This window comes from Rhizobium sp. RSm-3 (genome assembly GCF_001854685.1).
GTDB lineage: Bacteria > Pseudomonadota > Alphaproteobacteria > Rhizobiales > Rhizobiaceae > Rhizobium > Rhizobium ecuadorense.
This window is the reverse complement of sequence record NZ_MAWZ01000021.1, coordinates 1-25049: the sequence shown is the minus strand read 5'-3', so window position 1 is coordinate 25049 and position 25049 is coordinate 1. Positions and strand designations below refer to the sequence as shown.

The 25049-nt window shown below is 57.5% G+C and carries 20 protein-coding genes and 1 pseudogene; 11 read left to right on the top strand and 10 right to left on the bottom strand.

All coding sequences use genetic code 11. The annotated features are described in order from the left end of the window. The first annotated feature begins 18 nt into the window (after window positions 1–18). The 8 genes from BBJ66_RS18405 (at window position 19) to BBJ66_RS18370 (ending at window position 7534) form a co-directional block, all read left to right on the top strand. Complete coding sequence (locus tag BBJ66_RS18405; protein ID WP_049733806.1) at window positions 19–1521, top strand: lipopolysaccharide biosynthesis protein; 1503 nt, start codon at window positions 19–21, stop codon at window positions 1519–1521. A gap of 31 nt (window positions 1522–1552) precedes the next feature. Continuing rightward, on the top strand, window positions 1553–2584 hold the full coding sequence (locus tag BBJ66_RS18400; protein WP_049733757.1) for a polysaccharide pyruvyl transferase family protein: 1032 nt from the start codon (window positions 1553–1555) through the stop codon (window positions 2582–2584). A 10-nt stretch (window positions 2585–2594) separates the two neighbouring features. Next, window positions 2595–3416, top strand: a complete 822-nt coding sequence (locus tag BBJ66_RS18395; protein WP_049733756.1) for a galactosyl transferase — start codon at window positions 2595–2597, stop codon at window positions 3414–3416. 84 nt (window positions 3417–3500) lie between these two features. Next, window positions 3501–4445, top strand: a complete 945-nt coding sequence (locus tag BBJ66_RS18390) for a glycosyltransferase (RefSeq protein WP_049733755.1) — start codon at window positions 3501–3503, stop codon at window positions 4443–4445. Between the two features lie 81 nt (window positions 4446–4526). Then, window positions 4527–5411, top strand: coding sequence for a glycosyltransferase family 2 protein (locus BBJ66_RS18385; RefSeq protein WP_071088803.1), 885 nt, complete (start codon window positions 4527–4529; stop codon window positions 5409–5411). Beyond that, a complete protein-coding gene (locus BBJ66_RS18380; protein WP_071088801.1) occupies window positions 5408–6391 on the top strand; it encodes a glycosyltransferase in 984 nt (327 codons plus the stop codon). Before BBJ66_RS18385 ends, BBJ66_RS18380 begins: the two co-directional genes overlap by 4 nt. A gap of 211 nt (window positions 6392–6602) precedes the next feature. Next, window positions 6603–7061 carry a glucuronosyltransferase gene (locus tag BBJ66_RS18375; protein WP_049733752.1) on the top strand — a complete coding sequence of 153 codons (459 nt, stop codon included), beginning with the start codon at window positions 6603–6605 and terminating at the stop codon, window positions 7059–7061. Further along, window positions 7058–7534 (top strand): glycosyltransferase, encoded by a 477-nt coding sequence (locus BBJ66_RS18370; protein WP_049733751.1) that lies wholly within the window; start codon window positions 7058–7060, stop codon window positions 7532–7534. Before BBJ66_RS18375 ends, BBJ66_RS18370 begins: the two co-directional genes overlap by 4 nt. A 41-nt stretch (window positions 7535–7575) precedes the next feature. Here the strand turns inward: BBJ66_RS18370 and BBJ66_RS18365 are convergent, their stop codons facing one another. The 4 genes from BBJ66_RS18365 to BBJ66_RS18350 form a co-directional block, all read right to left on the bottom strand. Beyond that, window positions 7576–8271 carry an SGNH/GDSL hydrolase family protein gene (locus BBJ66_RS18365; RefSeq protein ID WP_049733805.1) on the bottom strand — a complete coding sequence of 232 codons (696 nt, stop codon included), beginning with the start codon at window positions 8269–8271 and terminating at the stop codon, window positions 7576–7578. Window positions 8272–8425: 154 nt separating this feature from the next. Beyond that, window positions 8426–9733: an HlyD family type I secretion periplasmic adaptor subunit gene (locus BBJ66_RS18360; protein WP_071088798.1), complete on the bottom strand. Its 1308-nt coding sequence runs from the start codon at window positions 9731–9733 to the stop codon at window positions 8426–8428. Between the two features lie 15 nt (window positions 9734–9748). Then, entirely contained in the window at window positions 9749–11518 is a 1770-nt protein-coding gene (locus BBJ66_RS18355; protein WP_049733749.1) for a type I secretion system permease/ATPase, read from the bottom strand. A 493-nt stretch (window positions 11519–12011) separates the two neighbouring features. After that, window positions 12012–13637, bottom strand: a complete 1626-nt coding sequence (locus tag BBJ66_RS18350) for a right-handed parallel beta-helix repeat-containing protein (RefSeq protein ID WP_049733748.1) — start codon at window positions 13635–13637, stop codon at window positions 12012–12014. Between the two features lie 687 nt (window positions 13638–14324). On the opposite strand from BBJ66_RS18350, the gene BBJ66_RS18345 reads away from it, so the two are divergent. Next, window positions 14325–15035, top strand: a complete 711-nt coding sequence (locus BBJ66_RS18345; RefSeq protein WP_049733747.1) for an Ig-like domain-containing protein — start codon at window positions 14325–14327, stop codon at window positions 15033–15035. Window positions 15036–15153: 118 nt separating this feature from the next. On the opposite strand, the gene BBJ66_RS18340 is transcribed toward BBJ66_RS18345, so the two are convergent. The 5 genes from BBJ66_RS18340 to BBJ66_RS18320 all read right to left on the bottom strand — a co-directional run bounded on the left by BBJ66_RS18340 (window position 15154) and on the right by BBJ66_RS18320 (window position 21895). Beyond that, entirely contained in the window at window positions 15154–15858 is a 705-nt protein-coding gene (locus BBJ66_RS18340; RefSeq protein WP_049733746.1) for a hypothetical protein, read from the bottom strand. Further along, on the bottom strand, window positions 15858–18134 hold the full coding sequence (locus BBJ66_RS18335) for a polysaccharide biosynthesis tyrosine autokinase (protein ID WP_071088796.1): 2277 nt from the start codon (window positions 18132–18134) through the stop codon (window positions 15858–15860). The genes BBJ66_RS18340 and BBJ66_RS18335 overlap by 1 nt, the downstream gene beginning before the upstream one ends. A 51-nt stretch (window positions 18135–18185) precedes the next feature. Further along, window positions 18186–18893, bottom strand: a complete 708-nt coding sequence (locus tag BBJ66_RS18330; RefSeq protein ID WP_071088853.1) for a sugar transporter — start codon at window positions 18891–18893, stop codon at window positions 18186–18188. 79 nt (window positions 18894–18972) lie between these two features. Further along, window positions 18973–20184, bottom strand: coding sequence for a polysaccharide biosynthesis/export family protein (locus tag BBJ66_RS18325; protein WP_049733744.1), 1212 nt, complete (start codon window positions 20182–20184; stop codon window positions 18973–18975). Between the two features lie 286 nt (window positions 20185–20470). Next, window positions 20471–21895, bottom strand: a complete 1425-nt coding sequence (locus tag BBJ66_RS18320) for an O-antigen ligase family protein (protein ID WP_049733743.1) — start codon at window positions 21893–21895, stop codon at window positions 20471–20473. A gap of 305 nt (window positions 21896–22200) precedes the next feature. Here BBJ66_RS18320 and BBJ66_RS18315 point away from each other — a divergent pair, with 305 nt between their 5' ends. Then, window positions 22201–22800, top strand: a complete 600-nt coding sequence (locus BBJ66_RS18315) for a transglutaminase-like cysteine peptidase (RefSeq protein ID WP_071088794.1) — start codon at window positions 22201–22203, stop codon at window positions 22798–22800. A 268-nt stretch (window positions 22801–23068) separates the two neighbouring features. After that, window positions 23069–24397 carry a UDP-glucose dehydrogenase family protein gene (locus tag BBJ66_RS18310; RefSeq protein ID WP_049733741.1) on the top strand — a complete coding sequence of 443 codons (1329 nt, stop codon included), beginning with the start codon at window positions 23069–23071 and terminating at the stop codon, window positions 24395–24397. Window positions 24398–24581: 184 nt separating this feature from the next. Here the strand turns inward: BBJ66_RS18310 and BBJ66_RS18305 are convergent. Further along, a pseudogene (locus BBJ66_RS18305) lies at window positions 24582–25049 on the bottom strand (IS5 family transposase); the annotation flags it as partial.

Here is a 25049-nt window from a genome sequence, read left to right as displayed (position 1 = left end):
CTCGGGAGCGGTTCGCCCATGAGCAGTGTGACCGACCGACTGATTCAGGGCAGCATGTGGCTGAGTCTGTCCCGCGCCATCGTCAACGGGCTTTCAGCGCTCAGCACCTTTGTTCTGGCCTGGTATCTCGTACCGGCTGATTTTGGTCTCGTCGCCATTGCAACGACGATCCAGGTCATCTTGAGTTCGGTCACCGAGCTTTCACTCAATCAGGCGCTCATCCGCCACGAATCTCCGAGCGAAACTCACTTCAGCGCGGTTTGGACATTGAGCGTAACGAGAAGCGCCATATTGGCGCTGCTGTTTGCCGCCGCCTCCTATCCGATCGCCGAGTTTTACAATGAACCTCGTTTGACGAGTGTGATGCTTGCCCTGAGTTTCAGCCTGCTCCTGAGTGGTCTCGCCAATCCGCGCCGCGTCATGCTCCAGCGCGATCTGATCTTCTGGCAGGAATTCGTCCTCAACGTCTCGCAAAAGCTGGTCGGCTTCATCGTGACGGTGGCAATTGCTGCGATCTACCAGAGCTATTGGGCGCTCGTGATCGGCACGCTCGCCTATCAGGTGACCAATATCATCGTGTCCTACACCGTCTTGCCGTTCTGGCCGCGTATAACCTTCCGCCATGCCCGGGAACTGTTTTCCTTCTCGGTGTGGCTGACGGCCGGACAGATCGTCAATACGCTGAACTGGCGGATCGAATATCTGCTGATCGGCAAGATGCTCGGCGCCACGCAGCTTGGTCACTATACCGTCGGCAACACTCTTTCGACGCTGCCGACGCGCGAGGCGACGGCGCCATTGAACCAGACGATTTATCCGGGCTTTTCCAAGGTCCGCAACGATCCGGTCCGGCTGGTCGCCGCCTATCAGCGCGCGCAGGCGCTGCTGGCGGCGGTGGCGCTTCCGGCAGGGATCGGCATGGCTGTCGTGGCGGATCCGATGATGCGGCTTGCCCTGGGAGAGAAGTGGGCTCCTGCGATCTTCATCGTCCAGGCGCTGGCATCGGTCTTCGCGCTGCAGACGCTCGGTTCGCTCGTCCAGCCGCTCGGCATGGCGAAAGGCCATACCAAGATGCTGTTCATCCGCGACACGCAGATGCTGGTGGTTCGCATTCCCATCATCATCGCCGGCCTGATGATGGCCGGGCTTCCGGGCGTGGTTTATGCGCGGGTGTTGACGGGTCTGATTTCCACGGTGGTCAACATGCTTCTCGTCAAGCGCCTGATCAATCTGCCGTTCTTCCAGCAGCTTGCCGCAAATTTCCGCGCGCTGGCCAGTGTCGCCCTGATGGCCGCCGGCGTCTGGGGATTGTCGCATGTCCTGAACACCCCCACCGACAAGCCGGCGCTGGCCCTGCACCTCGCCATCCTCGTCGTCACCGGCGGTATTCTCTATATCGGTTCCAGCTTTGTCCTTTGGCTCGCAATGAAGAAGCCAAATGGCCCGGAAACCGAAGTTCAGCGTATCGCCGTCAAGTTCCTGTCAAAAGCCAAACGTATAGCCGTTCCCAAGTCGGCTTAAAGCTAAAACGAACCTTAACAAGTGAGGCAGAATGACCAGCCTATCCAGATCTGAGCTGATCGCAAAACTCAATGGCATGATCCATGATTGCCTGAAGGACTATGTCTCGCGCGACGAGCCGCTCGCGATTCTCGACTTCCCCGACATCCGCAATTGTGGCGACTCGGCGATCTGGCTGGGTGAGATGGCCTATCTCAAGAATCGCTTCGGCAAGCGCCCGGACTATGTTTCCAGGCTGTACGACTTCTCCGCGGAAGAGCTGAAACGGCGCGTTCCCACAGGCCCGATCTTCATTCACGGCGGCGGCAATTTCGGCGATATCTGGGTTGCCCATCAGGATTTCCGTGAAGCGATCATGGAGCGCTTCCCCGATCGGCAGATCGTCCAGTTCCCGCAGTCGATCCACTACAGCTCGCCTGAGCGCATCGAACAGTCCAAACGGGCAATCGGGCGCCACAAGAATTTCGTGCTGCTCGTGCGCGACGAAGAATCGAAGGAATTTTCCGAGAAACATTTCGACTGCGCGGTGCGGCTATGCCCCGATATGGCTTTCGCCATCGGCGCGCTTCCGGAAAGGGCGACGCAAATTCCCGTCCTCGCCATGCTGCGGGAGGATGCGGAACGGGTTGGCGGCACCGATCGCAGCATTCCTTCCGACATTCCTGTGGAAGACTGGATTACGGAGTCGAAACGGAAGGTGAATATCGCCAAGAAGCTTGGCGTAGCTTCGGCCTATCTCGCATTGAAGCCCAGCGAAGTCGCATTGCGCAGGCTGGACGCGGCTGCGCATAACCGCTTCGAACGCGGCATCAGCCAGATTTCACGTGCCCGCGCAATCGTCACCGACCGCCTGCACGTCCATATCTGCTCGCTGCTGCTCGGCCGTCCACATGCCGTGCTGGACAACAGCTATGGAAAGATCCGCCGCTTCATGAATGCGTTCTCCGGCGGGACGGATCTTTCATACAAGGCAACCTCGCTCGACGACGGGATCGAGTGGGCGCGTCACCAGGCGGCCAAAGGGCGTGTCGATAACAAAGAAGCTATGAGCTTGCGGGCTTAAGGGGTTATTGATGCCACTCGTTACCTTCATCATACCGGTCCGACACCAGGACAATGCCCGCGATTGGAGCAAGCTGAAGGCAAATCTCAGCCAGACCGTGGCCTCGATTTCCAACCAGACCAATGGAGATTGGCGCGGGATCATCGTGGCGAACGAAGGCGCCGACCTGCCTGATCTGCCGGAAAAGTTTTCCGCCGTGCGCGTGACTTTTCCGCCGAACGACCTGCATGAACTTGGAAAGGGCAGCAAGGAAGACTTCCTTGACGCCTTCCGGGCAGACAAGGGCCGGCGCGTCCTGAGCGGCATGTTGACCGCCGCCGATAGCCGCTTCTTCATGATTGTCGACGACGATGACTTCGTCAGCTCCCGGATCGTGCAGCACGCGTCCGAGAATCGGGATGCAAACGGGTGGACGATCGACCACGGTTATATCTGGGACGATGGCGGCAATTTCCTGTTCGGCCATGATGATTTCAGCCATCTCTGCGGCACCTCGTTGATCATTCGTGCCGATCTCTACGAGCTCCCCGGCCGCTTCGAGGATGCTTCTCTCGACTGGATCAAGTCGATGCTGGGCAGCCACGTCCGCATTGCGACCATCCTGTCCCAACGTGGAGCGCCGCTGACGAAACTTCCCTTTCGCGGGGCGGTCTATCGGGTCGCCCATGGCGGATCGCACAGCCAGGCACCAAGCCTGCTGCGACAGTATTTCCTGAACCGCGGCGTGCTTACCAAACCGCGGCGGTGGTTGCGCAATCTTCGAAAGCTGAGGATACTCGGCCAAAGTCACAGGCGCGAGTTTTTCGGCAAGACCCGGTCGAACCCGGCATAAGGCGCCGATCCCGTTCAAATATCGCACAGGCAGTCAAAATATGAGGCTTTTTTCTTTCGACTTCACCACGAGGGTTGGTCATTGATGTCGGATCTATTCGTCAGCGTACTCTTTTCATCCTATAATGGCGCCAGCCGCCGGCTGCGCCATACTTTGGATTCCTTGGTGCGCCAGGAGCTTCCCCACGATCGATGGGAACTGGTTGCTGTCGACAACAACAGCAATGACGACACGTTCGATCTTCTGACGTCGTATGGCGACAAGCTCCCCATCACGATCCTGCAACAGCGCAAGCCGGGAAAGTCCGGGGCGCTGAATTTGGCTCTGGATCGGGTGAAGGGCGATCTCGTCGTCTTTACCGATGACGACATACGCGCCGAACCGAACTGGCTGAAAGCCATCGTCGACTGCGCCATCGCCCATCCGGGCTATGGCGTCTTCGGAGGCCGAATTGTCCCCGATTGGGAAAAGGAGCCAAAGGATCGCTTCATCGAGTGGATTCCGATGGGCTCCACCTTTGCGATCGTCGATGAAACGCAAAGCGGGCCGTGCGACCCGACAAAAGTCTGGGGCCCCAATACGATCATTCGGCGGGAACTGCTGGGTGCCAGCGTGCGCTACCGGGAAGATATCGGTCCTCTTCCGGGAAAGATATTTGCCATGGGTGAAGATGCGGAGATCATCATCCGTCTGGCGGCAAACGGCGCCAAATCCTATCGATGCGCCGAAGCCGTGGTTCATCACTGGATTCCAGCATCAAGCGTCACCGAGGATTGGGTGCAGAAACGAGGCGAGCGTCTTGGCTATGGCATGCCGGCGCTCTTTCCCGACGAAGTGCCTGCAGGAGTAAGGTTAAGCGGAGTTCCGCTTCCGACGTGGATCGAAAGCGCGCAATGGGCATTCCGGGCAGCCACGCTTTATCTCCTGCCGCAATCCAAGAAGCGTTTCTGGGCTATCTGGAAATATTACTACATGCGCGGTTATCGGGCTGGAATTCGCCGATATGCGCCTCAGACGCTGGCGCGGTGATCGATTGGCCTTAGCAATTCGAAATATTACAGCGTCCTTTGCGCGTCTGAGAAGACGCGCGGCGCTGTAGGAGGCGGTAATTTGAAGCTCTCGGTGCTCATCAATAATTTCAATTATGGTCGTTTTCTCCGCCCATGCATCGATAGCGTTCTGTTGCAGGCCTATCCTGACTTCGAGGTGGTGGTAGTCGACGACGGATCGACGGATGATTCCCGCGAGATTCTTGCCTCCTACGGGGACCGGATTCTGGCTGTATTGAAGGAAAACGCTGGCCAGGCCTCGAGCTTCAATGCAGGCTTTGCGGCCGCGAGCGGCGATGTCCTCTTTCTCCTTGATGCCGACGATGCGTTTTTGCCCGGCAAACTCGCGCGGATTGCCGAGATCTACGATCGCAACGAGATCGACTGGTGTTTCGACCGTGTCACGACCGAGGAAAGCGACCAGCCTCCTGCAGAATTGCAGATGATGCTGTTCGACAAGCGGGACACGCTTCGCAAGGGGGGCTTTCCCTCGCTCCCGGTTCCGACTTCGGGCTTGAGCTTCCGCCGCAGCCTGCTGTCACAGATATTGCCGATGTCCGTCGCGACAGACGTCGTCCTCAGCGACAACTACATCAAGTTCGCTGCAGCCTTTCTTGGCCGTGGCGCCATCATCGAAACACCGCTGACCTTCCAGCGCATTCACGCCTCGAACCGCTATACCGGCACAAGCAGGGCAAAGACGCTGCGCCCGCGGATCATGATCGCGACAGGACTGGAATTGGCGCGCCGATACGATGGGCTGCAGGCGCTCGGCAAGAGCCTGGTGGCTGGCGGCATTGCCGAAACGACATCGCTGCTGAAGCTCAGGAGCGAAGCGCGCAACACGGTGACCGGCGGTCCGTTCGGCGATGCTGCCGCAACCGAGGTGGCCCTGATGGCGGCGCGCAAGCGTTTGGGAAATATGCTGCGGAGAGGACAGTCATGAACCAGCAGGAAACTTTCCCGCGCTCATCCCGCGGCACCGATCAGGCAGACGCTGCGCCGTTGAAGATCGCCGTCGGCGTGCTGACCTATCGGCGTCTGGACGGGATCGCCAAGCTGCTTGACGTCATGACGCGCCAGATCAGGCACCCCGCCCGCCCCTATCATCTCACCATGGTGATCGTGGACAATGATGCGGCCGGCAGCGCCAAGGCAACGGTGGAGAGCTTTGGCCAGACAGGCGCCTACGACCTGGTCTACGTCGTCGAGCAAAACCAGGGCATCCCCTTTGCGCGCAACCGCGCGCTGGATTCGGCACCTCCCGGCACCGACCTCTTCTGCTTTCTCGACGATGACGAATGGCCGGTCGACGGCTGGCTGGACGCCATGCTGGAGACCCGCGAGAAAAACCGCGCCGATTGCGTCTACGGCCCCGTCCAGCCGGTCTATCCCGAAAACCCGCCGGAATATTTCATCAAGGCCAGGGTTTTCGAGCGCAAGAAGAACATCGACGGCCAGCGTATCGGTTATGCGGCTTCGAACAATGTCATGTTCGACTATCCCCTGATCCGCTCATGGAATCTTCGTTTTGAGGAGAAGATGCGGTTCACCGGCGGAACGGACTATCTTTTCTTCAACCAGGCCATCCGCCGCGGCATGCAGATTTTCTGGGCTGACAAGGCCCTTGTCTATGACATCGTTCCGGCGAATCGGATGACCTGGAAATGGGTGTTGCAAAGACAGTACCGTCTGGGCAATACCTTCGCAGTCAGCGAGGTGCTGCATGGCAACCTCAAGCGCCGGCTCTACCGCGCGGCCTATGGCACCACGAGGGTCGTGCTCGGACTGTTCATGCTGCCGGCGATCTTGATTTCACCTTACTGGGGCATGCGAGCGCTCACCCATGTTCTGCGCGGCGCCGGCATGGTTAACGGGATCCTCGGACATGCCTATCAGGAATACAAGCCCAATGCCGCCCACTGATATTATTTGCGGAAGCGCTCTTGGAGACGTTCTGGCCGTTACTATGTTCCAACCAAAATTATCATGTCTAACGGCTGCCGATGAACTGCAAGGCTTCAACCAACCGAGCCGAGAATGATACACTTCTACTGAATTATCGTGACACAACTGCTGGTTCGAACAGAACGGTTTTTCGCTCTTGCCGTCGGTCAAATATAGGAGATGCCTGTCTATGGCTGAGAAAAAAATAAAGGTTCTCGCTGCCTCGTCGGGAGGCGGCCACTGGGAGCAGTTGATGGCCATGCGCGGCGCGTTCGAGGGCTGCGATATCGTCTTTGCAACGACCATTCCCGGGCTGCTTGCCAAATATGATATTCGCGACGGGCTGGTCCTGCCCGATTGCAGCCGCGACTCCATTACCATGTCGATCCGATGCTTTTTCAGCGCCTTCGCCATGGTTATCAAGCAGAGGCCCGACGTTGTCATTTCCACGGGTGCTGCGCCCGGACTTTTCTGCCTGCTTGCCGGCAAATTGACGGGCAAGCGGACGATCTGGATCGATAGCGTCGCCAATGTCGAGAAGTTGTCCCTATCGGGAAAATTGGCTGGCCGTATCGCGACGCTGTGGCTCACGCAATGGCAACATTTGTCGCGGCCGGATGGTCCCCACTACGCAGGAGCTGTCCTTTGATCCTTGTCACCGTCGGAACGCAGCTGCCGTTTGACCGCCTCATCAGGGCCGTCGACACTTTCGCAAAGGAACTGTCCAAGCCGGTTCTGGCGCAGATCGGCAAAGGCACCTACACGCCACAGAATATGAAATGGATCAAGAATATCGAGCCCGCGGACTTCGATAGGGTCTTTCGCGACGCGACTGTCATCGTCTCGCATGCGGGAATTGGCACGGTGCTAACCGCGAAACGTTTTGGAAAACCGATCATTCTCGTGCCGCGGCAAGCATCCCTCGGCGAGCATCGAAACGATCACCAGCTTGCCACCGTAGGTCAGCTCGCCGGCCGGCCGGGCATCTATGTCGCGCATTCCGACGAGGATCTCAAAAACTATCTTCTTGCAGATCTGGACAGTCCCTCTCACGAGGATCCGTCCGAGGTTGGACGGGCTTCCCTAGTCAACTACCTCAAAGGCTATCTCGCGGCAGTCTGAATCAGCCCCCGCAGAGACGCTGTCGGCACGGCGGAGATCCTTCATTCCGTGCAATTGCCACCGGTAATGTGTTTGACAAGTTCCGGCACGATGACTTTGGATGCAATCTCAGGCAGGGGATGGGCGCCATCCGGAATTGCTGCCGCCAGTTCTACCGGCGTCAGACGCCGCCAGTTCGGCTGGTGGTCGACCAACTCCAGACCGCGTTTCTGCGCCTCCGCCTGATGGGCCGAGATATAGCTGCCGACAAAGGGGCGGATCAGGCCGCGCAGCCCCGAAAAGGGATTCATCGCCATGACGATGATCCGCGCCTGCGGCAGGCGCTGCCGAAGCTGATCGAGGATATCGCCGATATCCTTTCGGCTTTGCGCAAGCGACACGAACCGCTGCAATGCTGCGTCGTTAGCGTAAAGCTCGATCAGGACGATATCCGGCTGCTCGGCAACGACGCGATCGAGCTGGGTAAGAGCCCATAGCGATGTCTCGCCACTTTTTGCAACGCTCTCGATTTTCACCGGCCTCTGCAGGCAGGCTGCAAGCTCTGTCTCGAGAGCGGGCTGCCACCCTCCCCGAGCCGTCAATGATGTTCCGAACGCTACTATTTTCAACGGCGGGGCATTCCCGGCATGACCGCTTTCCGGCGCCCCGAGCATCGCCAGACACGCCAAAAGCAGAAGCCATCCATAGGGCGATCGTCTCTCAACCGGCGCTGCTCGCCAAAGCCGCAAACTTATCATGGCGAAATCATATCTCGGCGGAACCGATAGGTCACGCGTCCAAAATCCGGCTGGAAATGCAGCCATGCCCTTCTTGACACAAACTGCAGCAGGCTTGAGACCATTTTATGAAGATGACCGCTCATGCCGGTTGTGACGCGGCACAGCCGCGCCATCACTCCTCACGAAATACGTGCTGCATTTGATCGGTCAGCGGCTTCGTCAGATAGGAGATAACGGTTCTGTCGGCGATCTTGATAAAGACTTCGGCCGGCATGCCGGGATAGAGCTTTATCGACTTCAGCTTGGCGATGCTTTCAGCCTCCGGCTTGACGCGAACGGGATAATAGCTGATGCCCGTCCGCTCATCCTTGACGATATCAGGCGCAATCGAGGTGATCTCACCGCGCACATCCGGCGTCGTGCGCTGATCGAAGGCGCTGAAACGCACATCGACGGACTGGCTGACGTGAAGCTGGTCGATATCGCGCGTGGCAACTCTCGCCTCAACCGTCAGATCTTCATTTTCGGGAACGACCAGCATCAGCGTCTCACCCGGATTGACGACGCCATTGACGGTGTGAATGGAAAGCTCGTGAACGCGCCCGCTGAGCGGCGCGGTAATGTCGAGACGGCGGAGCTGATCGAGCGCAGTTCCTCGGCGCTCTTCATTTTCGGCGATCTTCGCCTCAACGTCGGTCAGTTCCTTGGCGATCTCCGAACGGCGATCCTCGTCCAGCTGGATCGACTGGCGATCGATCTCGATCGCCTTGCCTTCGGCCTCCGCCTTTGCAGCGATTTCCTGGCCGCTGTTACCCTGAAGGTCGGCGCGGGCGCGCTTGAGCGCATTCAAACGCTGCAGCGTCACCAGCCCCTTCTTGTAGAGCGTATCGACACCCTCGAGTTCCTGTTCGATCAAGCCCAGGGAATCATGGGTCGCGTCGATCTGAACGACCAACCCCTTGATCTGCTCGGCCAGTTGATCCTTGCGCGACGCCAGCTGGCTTTTCATTCCGATCAGCGCCGATCTGCGGCTGTCGAACAGCTTCGTCTCGCCGTCGAGCAGATCCCGCGCCGAGGTGCTGGACGTCAGATCGCTGATGTTTTCCTGGACATCGAATGTCTCGGCGTCGATCCGTTCGGCCTTGAGGCGGGCACGGCGCGCATAAAGCTGAGCGAGTGTGCTCTCGACGATCGAGAGCTGTGCTTTTGTCGTCGTGCCGTCGAGCCGTATCAGGACCTGTCCAGCCGTCACATGGTCATTTTCGGAGACCAGCAGTTTCGACACGATGCCGCCGGTCAGGTGCTGGATCTTCTTGACATCGCCGTTGACGACGACCACGCCCTCGCCGATGACGGCGCTCGAAAGCTCGGTCGTTGCCGCCCAGCCGCCAATGCCGCAAACCAGGGCTAGCGACAACACGCCGACAATGGCGACATGGCGATTGAGGGAGCGTTTCGATTCACTGATAACCTTACTCACAATCTTCCTTCCGGCCTATTCGGCGGCATTTATGCCGTCGACGACGACTTTGAGCTGAGCCACGCGCTCGGCAATCGGCGTACGCGGCGCCGCTTCCGGCCGGCTGACCCGTGCCAGAACTTCCTCTTTCGGTCCGAAGGCGATCATCCGGCCGTCCTGCATCATCAGCACGAAGTCGCAGACCGCCAGAACCCCGGACCGATGCGCGATGACGACGACGATGCCGCCGCGTGCGCGCACGCTCATGATCGCGGCACTCAGCGCCCGCTCGCCTTCTTCATCGAGATTGGAGTTCGGTTCGTCGAGCACGACGAGGAAGGGTTCGCCGTAGAGCGCTCTTGCAAGCGCGATACGCTGTCTCTGGCCGGCCGAAAGCGCGGCGCCTCCCTCACCGATTTCGGTTTCGTAACCGTTCGGCAGCCGAAGAATGAGATCGTGAACACGCGCCGCCCGCGCTGCGGCAACCACCGCCTCAGGCGACATTTCCTTGGCGAAACGGCAGATATTCTGAGCGACGGTTCCTGAGAACAGTTCCACGTCCTGCGGGAGATAGCCGATATGCCGGCCGAGCGCGTCGCCATCCCACTGGTCGAGTGCTGCGCCATCGAGGCGAATGGATCCCCTAACGGTCGGCCAGATGCCCATCATCGCCCGCGCCAAAGACGACTTGCCCGAGGCGCTGTAACCGATGACTCCGAGGGCGCTACCCGCTCTCAGCCCGAAGCTGATATCGGAAATGACCAGGCGTTGGCCCGCCGGCGGCCCGCTTGCCAGCCCCTCGACCGTAACCTGCTTGGAAGGCGCTGCAAGCGCGAGCGGGGCGGGAATTTCCGGAATGGTTTTCAACAGGTTCGCAAGCCGGGCCCAGCTCTGCTGGGCGGAAACGAAACCGCGCCAATTTCCGATAGCCGCTTCCACAGGCGCCAGAGCGCGAGACGTCAGAATAGAACCCGCGATGATAATGCCTGAGGACGCCTGTCCTTGAATGACCAGGATCGCGCCGGTCGCAAGCGTTCCCGATTGCAGGGCAATACGGAAAATCTTCGACAGGGTCGCATATCCGTTCCCGACATCCGACGCCTGCCGGTTGATGAGCCGGTATTCGCTGTTTTTACGGTCCCAGATTTCAGCCATGGTGCCGGCCATGCCCATTGCGTGAATGACCTCGGAGTTGCGGATCGAGGTCTGCGCGAAGGCATTGCGCATGTTGCCGGCTTCCGATTGCTTCTTTGAGAGCGTCCGCGTTCCCTGGTTGGTCAGGAACGTCAGGATGGCGAGCACCAGCGATCCACCGATCGCGATATATCCGATCGCCGGATGAAACAGGAAGCAGATCACGACGTAGAAGGGAAGCCAGGGCAGATCGAACATCGCCGTCGGGCCCATGCCGGACAGAAAGGTCCTTATCTGGTCGAAGTCGCGCAACGGCTGAAGCCCGTCCCCGCCGATTTTGACCTTCAACGGCGCCTTGATGAGCGCCCGGAATACGCGTCCGTTCATCATCTCGTCGAGCGCACCGGCAACGCGCACCAGCATTCTGCTCCGGAGAACCTCGAAGGCGCCCTGGAAAGCGTAGAGAGTGAGGGCAAGTATTGCCAGGGCAGCCAGCGTCGGGATGCTTTTGCTGGGGATGACCCGGTCATAGACCTCAAGCATGAAAAACGAGCTTGTAAGATAGAGAATATTGATAAGCGCGCTTGCTATGCCAATGAAGATGAGTCCCCCCTTGCATTTCCGCAAGGCCTGGGACGGCTCGCTGGCATCAGTCGCTGAACTCTGAAACACGAATTAAATCCTCTCCTACCGCATCGCATACGGGCAAATAAATCTGCGTACATCGCAGCTACAGGCCAATGAAGCCCGAATAATGACATCGCTGTTTGGGATTTTCGGCATCGGTACCGAAACCCACTGACAAGTCCAAAGCTTATTACATGAATCCCACTGAAAAATGACCGAAAATTCCAATTTATAGCGAGCGATTTCAGGGGCCCTAGCTTAACGCTATGCTAAATATACCGGCCCAAGCAAGTGAAAACCGTAAACCGCCCAATATCGGCTCAAAGGGTTGAACATGTCGCGCACATAGACACGAGGCTTACTGAGGCGTTAACTATAAATCTAGTCTATAGTGTGTTCTGAATATGAACCGCGGAAATATTTTGTCACCGCGCCTTGCCCCATTTCACAGCCTGCGGCGGCTCATCATCGACCAAGGAACTCGGGAAACGTCAGCCGGGAAGACGGCCGGCTGACGCTGTCTCGGCGTTGGCGTGCGTCAGACCAACAGGTGCGACGCGTGGCTGGAATGAAATGCATCGACATTGATGTAGATACCCAGCGAGTCCGTGTCGATGTGCGAAGCGCCGTCGGAAATTTTGTACTGGAAGGATTCGCTGACGTTCCCGCTAAGACCGGCGAGCTTCGCCGCGTCGACGGTGTAGGTGTAATCGCCATCACTTTCGATATGGATCACACCATATTTCCCCGTTACCGTCAGCCCATATTTATCCACGGCACCGTCGCCAAAGCGGCGGAGCAGTACATGCCCGTTGGCAGCACTGTCATTTTCAAGAAGATTTCCATGATATGCGCTGCCCGTATCGGCCGAAATCTTCAAGTTGTCATGGACTGCGACAATTTTCGGCGCGGCGACTGTGGGCACGTTCACTACCGGCGTTTCGGTCACAGGCGCCGGGGCGGATACCAGCGGCTGCGCCGGGATTTCCGCAGGATGTTCGATGACCGGTACGGCAGGCGTCTGCTCGTGGCTCGGTGACGTATCGCCGGTCGTGCTGCCGGCAGCGCTGTCGAGTTCGGCCTGCGCCTGCTCGAATGTCTTGTTGTCGCCGACAAAGAAGGTGTTTTGCGCAGCGATTACGGCCGGCATCGTCAGCGTCGACACATCGCTGTCTATAATGTTGTCATAGAAGGAGCCCGATGCAGGCCGGTCGACCTTCAGCGCCGAAGACGACAGGTCGTCAAAGACATTGTCATGAACATCGATATTCTCGCGAACATAGAGCGGATTGCCGGCGGCGCTGACCAGAACCCCGTACACGCCATCGTGAATATAATTCCCGCTGATATCATAGTTCTTCGCATCGCCCTGATCGCCCAGGCCGATGCCGTAGGACCAGCTGTAGCCGCCATATCCCGAGATATTGTTGTCGTGGATGGCGATATTGGTGCCCGCCTGTGCACTCAACCCGAAACCGCCGCCGATGAGCGTATTACCCTCGACCAGGGCATCCTGAGCGCGGATCAGCACCAGGACACCCTTGGCGCTGTTGGTTTGCGTTTGCTCCAGATGATTGTCCTTGACGAGAATGTTGCTGCTGTCGTTGAGCTGAATGGCGTCTGCCGCGCTTCCCTGGGCGTTGGTGACGGTGTTGTTGATCAGGGTGACGCCATTGACCTTTTCCATCCAGATCCCGTCGGAATGGACACCGGTCAGCGTGCTGTTTACGATGGTGATGTTCTGGCTGCTTTGGAAGCTGACGGATCCGGGCTTTCCGGCAAGGCCCGTATTCGTCACCTCAACATTCCGCACGACCCAGTTGGACACATTCCCTGCATATATCGCGTTCGCCCCAGTATCGGCGATCTTGATATTCTCGATGACGATATTCGAGGCCTTAGAACCATGGATGCCGTCATTGCTGCTGTGAATGACCGGGGCGTCGCCAAGACCGTAGCTGCCAATGGTGATCGGCGCCGTAACACTTCCGGAGTATTTCAAGTCGAATTGTTCATTGAACACGCTGCCGGCGGCAAGCAGCACACTGTCACCGGGGTTCAGCCTCAGGGATTCGACCGCTGACAAGGTCGCGAAAGCCGAGCTCTCCGTGGTTCCGTTGTTATGGTCGGATCCTGTCGCTGAATTCACGTAGTAGACGGTCATGCTTTGATCTCCCCGAGGTAATGGAAATCTTCTAAGCGCGCCTCTCTCTCCGCCAGCTAAAATGAAACACTAAAATTCTTTCTATCTGTCGATATTCTTGACCGCAGGGGGTACTTTCTTCGTCCTCCAGGTATCTTTCATGGCGTCAAAGTTGCAACGCACGACAGAATTGTATTTTTACTAGAATGTCGGTTCGATAGCAGTCCATTTTCCGTAACAGACGGATTGCTGTGATAATGTCGCCGCAACTGCGAAGGTTCTCCCTCGGCATATCCGAGAATGGAAATGACAATGGTGAACTTAAAATGGCCTGAGATCGGCATATCGGGGCAGCGCGACAAAATCACCAAAAGAGATCGCTAGCCCAATGTGATTATTTGACAATTTCGTCCACCTAGAAGTGAACTCGGGTATTATTATTGATTGCCTCCGCATAAAACTTCTTACATTCTGAAGAAATATGCTCAATCGATCATTATGTCGCGTATTCACTTATTATTAAAGCACTCATCGGCAAGTGCTTCCTTACCTTACGCCGAAACTATGTGTGTCATTATTGCACGCAGAACGATCTTCTGTTCATCTTCTGTTAATCCTAGCCTTGACTCGCTGTATTAATATATCCTTAATCTCACCCGTCGCTAAGGTTAAAATTGGCCAGCGAAGATCAATTCAAGGAGAGATACAATGGCTATTCACGCAACCGACGATAGTGCAACATTTCTGGAAACCGACGTCATCTCGGGAAACCTGCTGAGCAACGATTCATCTGACAACGGCCACCTATTCCTTCGCGCATTCGACCAGCAGAGCGTTGGCGCCAAGCAAGGCAACAGCCAGGTTACTGAAATCCAGGGCGACTACGGCACCTTCTTCGTCAAGCCGGACGGCAGCTACACCTATGTTCTGAGCGATGCTGCCAAGGTCAACTTCACCAATGGTGAATTGCTCCAGGAAAAGGTCTCGTACAAGATCTCCGACGGCAGCGGTCATACCGATGTCGGCCTGTTCACCCTGAATATTCAGGGCGTAACTCAGGTCAAGCCGATCGCCGTCGACGACCACTACAGCTTCACCGAAGGCAGCCCGATCGCCGGCAATGCGCTCGACAACGACATTCCCGGCGACAATGGACATCTCTTCCTCCGTCAGTTCGCCGGCACGAACGTGAACGGCAACCCGAGCGCAACCACCGACGTCGTCGGGACCTATGGCACGTTCCATGTCAAGGCCGACGGCTCATTCACCTATGATCTGGCAGCCGATATCGCTCCGGGCGATCATGTCACGGAAACCATCCAGTATTACAAGATCTCCGACGGCCAAGGTCACACGGACGCCGGCGTTCTGACGCTCAATATCACGGGCACGGATTTTGTCTCGGGCGCCAGCGTCTGATCATCCAATCGCCGATCAATCGACAACGCCCGCTGCGCAAGCAGCGGGCGTTGTCGCCCATCAAGCCTTGCATACAGCCGTCTTGGGTCTCGAACTGTCCTCAGAAATCTGCCGTCGGTTACTTGCTGCAGCGTTGCCGAAATCGCGCTGTGGCGCCGTCTCCGGCGCCTGCCCAAGTTCGATCGAAGATCGGGCGGAGTTGTGGGCTGATCTCTTTTATGGTGGCGTTGACCCTGCAACGATCGCCAAGTTTCAGCATCGTCGTGAGATCGCTATTGAGCGCAGTCTTTGCCGCCGAAAGCGTTGCATCGGTGAAATCGTTCCAGAAATAGAACCGGGTCAAAATCATCGACTCGTCGTAAGGCGCGAAAGCGACCGAACGCTTCATCATTCCCGCAATCGAAAGCGGCTCTTCCGCGATGATCGACTGAACAGCGGCGAGACGGAGCCAAAAATTACTGTTCGTCGGCATGCAGGAGAGCGCATATTGCAGATAACCGCGGGCGCTCGATGCGGCAGCAACCCAGGCATCGTAGTTAACATTGACATTCTGTCGGTCGAGTTGCGCCAGAACGAGCGTCACACCGGCAGCGACAATATCGGATCGGCAATAATGTCCGTCAACCACGTCGACACTGCGCGACGCATATCTCGTCACCACATCATCGGCGACGGTATCGCCACGCTCGATCCTCTCGGCGACGATCGAGATGCTGGCCGTTCTGATCGAAGCATAGAGCTCTCGTCCGGCCAGCACCACAAAGACGACGGTGACGATAACGAAAGCGATCCTGGTGACCGAAACGACCCGGCTTCGGAACATCAGCTTTCGGTATAGTATCGCGAATAACGCTTATAATAGTATTCGCTGGAGCCGAATGTCCGGTAAAGCTTCATCTGCGACGGATCGACCTTGGTCAATATAGCGCCGACGCATTTCGCATAGAGTTCAGGCTCCGACAGCAGCGTCGACTGCACGACCTTGCGCGATGTCTTTCCCCACTCGATAACGAAAACCACCGCATCGAGCTTCGAATTGATAGCGCGCGCATCCACAACCGGCGCCAAAGGCGGCAGGTCGACGATGATGTAATCGAAGCTTTGACGCGCCACTTCAAGAAGCTGATCCATGCCACGTGATGCGAGCAGCTCCGACGAATGCGGGACACGATATCGTGCAACCGTCGGCAGAAATGCAAGCTTGGTTTTGGGATCGAGAAGGATCAGATCCTTGAGCGGACGGCCGTCGACGATCGCCTCGAGCAAGCCGGCCTCGGCATGGCGGCCGATTGCCCGGGTCGAGCCAGGATTTCGCATGTCGCCGTCGATAAGCAGGCAGCGGGCGCCTTGCATTGCCAGAAGCTTGGCAAAATTGATGGATGTCGTCGACTTTCCTTCGCCGGGCAAGCTCGACACCACGCCGATGACCTTGCAGCGCTGATCAGCCGCACTGAGGTCGATCGCAATCTTGGCGCTTCGAAGCGTCTCGGCAAATGCCGAGAGCGGATGCTCCTCGACATAGGTCGTGGTCTTGCTGCCCCTGGCGATGCTTCGCGGATTGCTTGGATCGACGAGCGTGGGATCATCGACGTTATCGTCAACCAGCGGCATGACACCAAGCGATTCCACATCGAGCACTTCCTTGACGTCATCGCCGGTGCGGAAGAACCGATCCCGGAATTCTCGGAAAGCGCCTATGCCGCTTCCGACCGCACATCCGAGGAACATCGCAAAAGCGACGACAAGGGCTCTCTTCGGTGCACTCGGCTTCGTCGGGGTCTCCGCCATCGTGATGATGCGCGCAGCGGTAATCGGGAAGCTCTGCTGCTGAATGGCTTCCTGGTAGCGCGTCAGGAAACTCTGATAAAGATTCTTATAGGTATCGCGCGTGCGCTCGAGTTCGCGAACCTGCACCTGCGTTTCGCCGGCCGTCGCGGCAACACCGGTCGCTTTCGTGACACTGTCACGCAGAGAATTTTCCCGTGACTGCGCAACCTGCAGCTCGCTTTGGTAACTCTCGGCGATGCGGTTCAACTCATCGAACATGAGTCTCTTATATTCTTCCATTTCCGCACGAAGCCGAACCGCCTGAACGTGATCGGGACCGAGCCGCGCCTCGATTTCGGTCTCGAGCTTGGAAGCCTCGAGATATTTCTTGCGCAGGTCGTTGGAAATGGAACTGTCGAGCACATCGGTGACGATAGCATCGGTCTGCTTGGCGTCGATGATCGATTTGACGCGCGCATATTTTGCCTCGGCCTTCGCCGTCTCGGCCTGGGCATTGATCAACTGCGTGTTGATCTCGGAAAGCTGCTGTTCGCTGATCAGCGTACCGGATCCGGCCTCGACAAGCCCATGCTCGCTGCGGAATTTCTGAACCGCAAGGTCGGTGTCCAGTGCCTGCTGCCGAAGCTCTTCGATACGCTCCTGCAGCCATTCACCGGCCCGGCGTGTCGCTTCGTATTTCGAATTGAGTTTATCGACCAGATAGACGTCTGCAATGGCCGCGGCGATCTGACGCGCCATATCGGGTGACTGCGAGGTATAACTGACATCGAGAACGTAGGATTTGCCGACACGTTCGACATCGATATTGCCGGCCACAGTTTCCGCAGCGTACCGCCGTTGCATTTCCGGATCGGGCGCCACTGCCGCGTCGTCGGCAAACCATGATTTGAAACTGAACAGAGACTTCACGGTTGCAACTGAAAACAGCGAATTGCGCTGTGCATTGAACACCGGATCGTCGACCAGTTTCAACTTATCGACAACGGCATAGGCGATCGTGTCGGACTTCAACAGCTCGACCTGGCTGAGGACGGTACCTTCGTCATCGTCCATCTGGCCGAAAGCCGCCAGCTGGTTGATCACCTGGTTATCGCTGCGGTCGATCAGCACGCTTGTGTCGGCGGTGTAGACCGGCACCGACGTCAGCACATACACAACGCCGAGAATGGCGAAGGCGAACGCGCACGCCGCAACCATCCGCCACTGTCGGCGGGCGATCGCGATCAGCTTGTCGAAATCGATGAAATCAGCTTCGTTTCCCGTATCGCGGGAGGGGTCGATACGCGGCGTAAGTTTATCTGGCGATAGCAATTTCGATCTCCAACTAAGGCGTCAAGCGCTAAGATCTACGGGCAATTCCAGCTATTGTATGACGGGTGTGCTCGGACTGGTCGATCCCGTCGTGTCAGAGGAGGACTGCCCTCCCCCATTGACGGTGAGGAATGTCCTTGTCGAGGTCGAGGTCGAGCTATCTCCATCGCCGGCGTTCGAAACCAGCGAACCGGCAGTCGTCGCCGCGCCGTCAAAGGGCGTACCATCGTCCGATCCAGGACCTGTCTGCCCGATCGACCCCGTGTTGCCAATGCCGGATGCAGCAGCGGCAGCGCCTGCGCCCGGACCGAGCGCCGCGGTGCCACCTTCGGCAAGGACCTTTGCAAAGGCTGCAAGCAGCGGAGCAAGGTTGGGATCGGCACTCGCCGCGTCGGCAACGGCCTTTTCGATCGCCAGCTTGAATTGCGGATCCGATACCTGGCAGCTGTTTGCGGCCCGGCCAAGACCGGAGCCGATAGCCGCCATCTGCGCGGCATTGGCCTTCTTGGCCTGCTCGATCACCGGCGACAGCGCGTCATTGCTGGTCCCGACCAGGGCGCGAACACGCGACGACAAAATCAATGGATCGGACATATCGAGCAGAACGGCAGGGTTGGCCGTAAATCCGCTGACATCGACGGAAGTAAGATTTGCCGGACCCAGGCAAGCCGCCGCAAAAGCGCTTGAATTCATCCCGGCAAACATCGCAACGACAATTCCGCTATATGCAAGCTTACGATAAACAGCTGACCTTGCCATAACATAGTCCTTCATCAAATCCGCTATATAGACCGCCGGCATTGATCACTCGCGATCGATGCCGACTCGCCTATTTCAATCAATTTCCGAGATCCTGGACCGCGTTGCGAGTATCGTTCGCATCGTCGGTCACGCCGGCAACAGTGGACGATACCGAGTTTACGATGTCAAGGAACTTGACCAATTCAACAGAGTCCGAATTGGAAATATAGATAATATCCTTGTCTTCCATCTTGAATTGCTGAACGGCAAACAAGGTCGCCGGATCGCGCAGATTCGCGCGGACGATCACTGGAACCGTCTCACCCGCAAATCTCGTCGTGTCGACGTTCATCGACTGAACCGTTTTCTTCGGGACCAAGCGATAGAGCAAGACCTGAGCCGGATCGGCGCGGTCGTCGCGCAGACCGCCCGCCTTGGCGATTGCTTCTCCTAGGGTCAGGTCGGATTCTTCGAAATCGAAGCGGCCGCTGACGCCAGCGGCGCCGAGCGTGAGATAGGTGCGGCGCTCATGATCGATCGAGACCGTATCATTCGGCGCGACATAGATATTCTCCGCCGGATTCTTCAACAGCGTATTGTAGGCGACGGTTGCCGTCTTGCCGCGACGCTGCAGCGTAACATTCGTTTCGATATTGTTGGTCGTCAAACCGCCGGCGGCGGAAATGACATCGAGAACACGCTCACCGGCCGGGCTGATCGTGACGCGCTGAGGATTGTTGACGTCACCGAGCACGGCCACCTGACTGGAGCGGCTGTTCGTTGTCGTAATAACCACCTGCGGCTCGATCGCGCGGCTCGCCAGCCGATCTTCGACGTCCTGCTCCACGGTCTCCTTCAGGCGACCGGCGGCCGGAACGCGACCGGCATAGGGGATCGTAATCGTTCCGTTTCGATCGATGGTCTGCTCCGGCAGATTGATGTAATTGCCGGGTCGGCTGCCGGCGTCCGAGGGAATGAACAACCCACCGGACTGCGCTTCGAAGATGGCAACCTGAACGACATCGCCGTAACCAAGCGGAATTTCAGGCGCTCCTCCGCGACCACCGCCAAATCCTTTGAAGGACGTCGGCTGGGCAGAGGTAAAATAGGGCAGAACGTTCTTGCTGAGATCAATCAGGGCGTAGTCGATGCCGACGCGACGCTCCTTCGTTGTCACTTTCACTGCCGCATCTCGATCGACATCTTTGTGATCGGGACCGGACCTTGGCAACGATGTGCAGCTTGCCAATATAGTGGTTAGCGCTACAACAATGGCGACGCGTGTACTACCGATACGAGAACAACCCATAGAATAACCTGTGTTGACGCCCCTGAAGCTACTGCCCCGCAATCTGACAAAATACAAGACAAACCCCGATCAATAACACTGAAAGCCGATTAACATTCCCCTAACTGTGGCAGGCTGGCAACGCCAAGCCCCTGAGGAAGCGAATAACGACCCAGTTTAACTTTTCTGGCGCCGTAAGAACCCGAGGGCTAGACCCGCTATAAAATTTCTTGCGTTTCAGAGTCAACAGTTCGCACCTGCACAATCGCTATTTTTCAAAAACCTTCATAAACCATCTGTTTAAATTTTAGCGGCTGAGCGGCCGCTCATATGCCACATCCGCCTCTCCGTTGCTGCGCCCAAGGCTTATCGCGACGACCGCACTGAGGAACGCGGAATAAAACACAGCAAAACCCGGTATTTGCAGCGAGAAATCGACGGCCGCATGAAGGGCGACCAGAACCGTTGCCGCCAAGCCGAGCAGCACAAAATGCCTGAGACGCCGCCTTTGGGCGAACCCCTGCCGAAACACCTTGGCAAGGACAGAGAAGACCAGGATCGCGGCAATCGGGAATAATATTCCGAGACCCAAAAATCCTTCGAGATAGAAATTATGCGCCCGGTCGAAGATCCCGAAAATTCCACAGGCAGGATCGCGATAGGCAGGAAATACGGTCCGGAAGGTTCCGAGGCCGGTCCCGGTCAACCAATGATCCGAAATGGCACGCCAAATGCCCGGCAGGATGCAGAACCGATCATCATCCTCGAGCCGCCGCTCTTGTGCGCGCAAAATCGCCTGACCTGCAAACACCGTCAGCAGCACGACGACGAAAACGATCGCCGAGAGGAGTTTCAGCATCGAACGCCATCCCGGCGCCGGTTTCAGATAGCGCCGCGAGCCGCTCCAATTCATGACCAGCCACGGGAAATAAATGAGAGCGGCAATAAAGGTCGCGAATATGCCGGCGCGTGAGCGGGTCAGCATCAGCGCGGTGAAGCATGCGCACAAGAGCAGGATATACATCCACGACTTCAACAGAAGAGTGTTTCGGCCCGGCTCGCCGGGCGGATGCTTCGAATAGGAACGGACGATGTCTCTGACCAGGGTCAGCATCAGCAGCGTTCCAAGCCCGAGGAAGGTCGCCGCGGTATTGCGATTGACGAAGACTCCGGTCAGGCTGTCGAGGTAGGCGTGCTTCTCCACGACGATCAAGATGCTGGGAAACAGTGAAAACTGCAGCAGACCGAACACAGCGATGATACCCGCCGACAGCCCGAGGAAGGCCAACACTTTCCTCGCACGCTGATCGGTATCGCATAAGAGAAGCCCGGTCAGGAACGTAACGAAGGGCAGTGCCACGGAGAGGATCGACGCCAGCGTGTCGGCCGGCTCGACCGAGATTGCCGCGTAATCGACACCTGCCAGGTCACGCGCAGCACTCCAGGCCGGGTTTGCCAGCCAGTTGGACGGCAGTTCAATGGTCTGGATGAACGTCCAGCCCGTCACCACGACAAGCATCAACAGGGCGATACCGAAAACCCGCCTGCTTTGTCTCGGCTCTCCGAACAGCAGTGCCGAAATGGCGCCAAGGGTAAACATTCCGATCGCAGCAAAGGCGAAGGGAAAGGGCGTGACGCTTCCGAACGGAATGAGCGTCAGTATAACGAGGCCGATAAAGGCGAAGAGAAGGGCCTCTCGCAAAACCTGCCTGTTGATGAGGTTGGATAACATTCGATCTCTTCGCCGGCGAGCGGCAACGGCAGAATTACAACCCGAGCGGTTAATATGCACGTACTAACATAAGTTGCATATCAAAGGCTTGCGTGTTAAAGTGCAACAGAATTTCACATCGTTTAAAATTGTCGCGAAAGACTTAAGCCAATCGAGACAAGCCCCCGGCTATGCTCCGTCAAGCAGCAGGAACGGGACAGACGTTCTGCAGCCAATACTTGGCGGATCACTAGATCGCCATGCCATTGACTGAGAAAAAAGGCAAGCCTGATCTCAATCAGTTGCCCTGAACGGGGATTTAACAGATGAAGAAGACATTCGTTACACTTCTGGCGCTGGCCTTTACAGCAGGGAATGCCTGCTCGGCATTTGCCGCCGGTCCCGCAGGTTTCGCCCGCGGCCTGAACGGCAGGTCGGCGGTCAGCTATATCTCTGAAAAAGGCACGATCATTCCGCCCTTCGCGCAGGTATTGTTCTGCGCCCAGAACCCGGCCGAATGCCGCGACAACAACGGTCTCTCGGTCGTCGCGCTCACCGACGAGCAAATGCAGCAGCTGAAAAACGTGAACGGCACCGTCAATCGTACGATGATCGGCCGGAACGATTCCCGCAACGAATTGAACGGCGACGTCTGGAAGGTGAATGTGCGCAGCGGCGACTGCGAAGATTTCGCGCTCACCAAGCGCAGCCGGCTGATCGCGATGGGCTGGTCGTCGCGCGCTTTGCGGATTGCGACCGCCTATACACCCTCCGGTGAAGGGCATGCCGTCCTGGTGGTCAGGACCGATAAGGGCGACCTCGTGCTCGACAACAGGCTAAGCAGCATCAAGAATTGGCGGGATACCGATCTGCGCTGGGACAAGATTCAATCGGGAACAGACCCCTATGTCTGGTACCGGCTGTGACAGCGGGCGCCGCAAAATAAGCTGAACGCACCGCTTTAGAAATCCAGGTCGAGCCGCTCTGACGAACGGCTCGACTTGTCATATCGCTCACACAAACCTATGTTTTTGCTATCGACAGGGCCGCCGTCAGAGAGTTGCGGCGCCCCAAGTTCGATTTCCGGTATGGGTATCAAGCGATCTTCGATATTGTCTTTTCGCCCAGATTAAGTATGACGGACGCCATGCTGCGACGCAGCATGATGTCCTACTCTAATGATTTGAGGGAATTATGCGCATCACGATGATTGGATCAGGCTATGTCGGCCTCGTTTCAGGCGTTTGCTTTGCGGATTTCGGCCATGACGTCATCTGCGTAGACAAGGACCTGAGCAAGATCGAAGCCCTTCGCGAAGGCCGCATTCCGATCTACGAGCCGGGTCTGGAACAATTGGTCGCCGAAAATACCAGCACCGGCCGGTTGTCGTTTTCGACGGATGTCGGCGAAAGCGTCCGTAGCGCCGACGTCGTGTTCATTGCGGTCGGCACCCCGTCCCGGCGCGGCGACGGCCACGCGGATCTCTCCTATGTCTACGCCGCGGCGCGCGAGATTGCCACCTATGTGGAAGGCTTCACCGTGATCGTCACCAAGTCGACGGTGCCGGTCGGCACCGGCGACGAAGTCGAGCGCATCATGCGTGAAACCAATCCTGCGGCGGATGTCGCCGTCGTTTCCAATCCGGAGTTCCTGCGCGAAGGCGCGGCGATCGAAGATTTCAAGCGTCCCGACCGTATCGTCGTCGGCCTGAATGACGACCGGGCACGCGAAGCCATGACCGAGGTCTACCGCCCGCTTTACCTCAACCAGGCCCCCTTGGTCTTCACCACCCGCCGCACCTCGGAATTGATCAAATATGCTGCCAATGCATTCCTCGCGATGAAGATCACCTTCATCAACGAGATCGCCGATCTTTGCGAACGGGTTGATGCAAACGTCCAGGACGTTTCGCGCGGCATCGGTCTCGATGGCCGTATCGGCGCCAAGTTCCTGCATGCCGGTCCGGGTTACGGCGGTTCGTGCTTCCCCAAGGATACGCTTGCCCTCGCCAAGACGGCGCAGGATTACGACGCGCCGATTCGGCTTATCGAGACGACGATCTCGATCAACGACAACCGCAAGCGGGCGATGGGACGTAAAGTCATCTCGGCCGTCGGCGGCGACATTCGTGGCAAGAAGATCGCGATTCTCGGCCTGACGTTCAAGCCGAACACCGACGACATGCGCGACAGCCCGGCGATTGCGGTCATCCAGACCCTGCAGGACGCCGGCGCCCTGGTGGTCGGCTACGATCCCGAGGGCATGGAGAATGCCCGCAAGGTGATCGAGAATATCGAATATGCGAGCGGTCCCTATGAAGCGGCCGCTGGTGCGGATGCGCTTGTCATCGTCACCGAATGGAACCAGTTCCGCGCGCTCGATTTCAATCGCCTGAAGCAGTCGATGCGCGCCCCGGTCCTGGTCGACCTGCGCAATATTTACCGCAGCGACGAGGTCCGCAAACACGGCTTTACCTATACCGGCATCGGCACCAATCTCTATCAGGAATCGACAAACGCCTGACAGGTTGTGGTGAACCGATAATCGTCCTGACGCCGCGGAGCAAAATTCCGCGGCGTTTGGTTTTTAATGCATGTCGCCCGGAAGTGTGCCGCGGTTCCGGGATAACGACATGCATCAAAACAATGAGCTAAAGCGCGTGGCATGAATCAAATTTGATGCGACACGCTTTAGGAGCTGTGGACACTTATCTGAGCCATAGGATTGTTGCGGCCAGAGCGATCATGGCTTTGTAGTTTCGAACGGTTTTCTCATATCGTGTGGCGATGCGTCGAAACTGCTTGAGCTTCGAGAAGCAGCATTCGACGAGATAGCGCTGAGCATAAAGTTGCTTGTCGAGCGGATACTTCTTGGCACGCGAGGGGTTGTTCGGGATGACCGCTTGCGCGCCCTTGTCGGCAATGAGTTTGCGTAGCCGGTCGCTGTCGTAGGCCGTATCGGCCATGACGACCTCGGCTGGTAGGTCTTCGATCAGGAGATCGGCTTGCGGTGCATCGCCTTTCTGACCGGCGGTCAGAATGAAACGAACGGGACATCCAAGGCCACGCACGGCCATATGGATTTTGGTGCTCAAGCCGCCGCGGGAACGGCCAAGGGCCTGATCTTCAGCCCCTTTTTTGCGCCGGAGGCGTGCTGGTGGGCGCGAATAATAGTG

What these genes read in the sequence shown, in the direction of transcription:
- BBJ66_RS18405 (WP_049733806.1), top strand. Translation starts at nt 19, where the DNA reads ATGAGCAGTGTGACCGACCGACTGATTCAGGGCAGCATGTGGCTGAGT.
- BBJ66_RS18390 (WP_049733755.1), top strand. Translation starts at nt 3,501, where the DNA reads ATGTCGGATCTATTCGTCAGCGTACTCTTTTCATCCTATAATGGCGCC.
- BBJ66_RS18310 (WP_049733741.1), top strand. Translation starts at nt 23,069, where the DNA reads ATGCGCATCACGATGATTGGATCAGGCTATGTCGGCCTCGTTTCAGGC.
- BBJ66_RS18340 (WP_049733746.1), bottom strand. Translation starts at nt 15,858, where the DNA reads ATGTTCCGAAGCCGGGTCGTTTCGGTCACCAGGATCGCTTTCGTTATC.
- BBJ66_RS18315 (WP_071088794.1), top strand. Translation starts at nt 22,201, where the DNA reads ATGAAGAAGACATTCGTTACACTTCTGGCGCTGGCCTTTACAGCAGGG.
- BBJ66_RS18350 (WP_049733748.1), bottom strand. Translation starts at nt 13,637, where the DNA reads ATGACCGTCTACTACGTGAATTCAGCGACAGGATCCGACCATAACAAC.
- BBJ66_RS18400 (WP_049733757.1), top strand. Translation starts at nt 1,553, where the DNA reads ATGACCAGCCTATCCAGATCTGAGCTGATCGCAAAACTCAATGGCATG.
- BBJ66_RS18395 (WP_049733756.1), top strand. Translation starts at nt 2,595, where the DNA reads ATGCCACTCGTTACCTTCATCATACCGGTCCGACACCAGGACAATGCC.
- BBJ66_RS18380 (WP_071088801.1), top strand. Translation starts at nt 5,408, where the DNA reads ATGAACCAGCAGGAAACTTTCCCGCGCTCATCCCGCGGCACCGATCAG.
- BBJ66_RS18320 (WP_049733743.1), bottom strand. Translation starts at nt 21,895, where the DNA reads ATGTTATCCAACCTCATCAACAGGCAGGTTTTGCGAGAGGCCCTTCTC.
- BBJ66_RS18325 (WP_049733744.1), bottom strand. Translation starts at nt 20,184, where the DNA reads ATGGGTTGTTCTCGTATCGGTAGTACACGCGTCGCCATTGTTGTAGCG.
- BBJ66_RS18330 (WP_071088853.1), bottom strand. Translation starts at nt 18,893, where the DNA reads ATGGCAAGGTCAGCTGTTTATCGTAAGCTTGCATATAGCGGAATTGTC.
- BBJ66_RS18365 (WP_049733805.1), bottom strand. Translation starts at nt 8,271, where the DNA reads ATGATAAGTTTGCGGCTTTGGCGAGCAGCGCCGGTTGAGAGACGATCG.
- BBJ66_RS18375 (WP_049733752.1), top strand. Translation starts at nt 6,603, where the DNA reads ATGGCTGAGAAAAAAATAAAGGTTCTCGCTGCCTCGTCGGGAGGCGGC.
- BBJ66_RS18345 (WP_049733747.1), top strand. Translation starts at nt 14,325, where the DNA reads ATGGCTATTCACGCAACCGACGATAGTGCAACATTTCTGGAAACCGAC.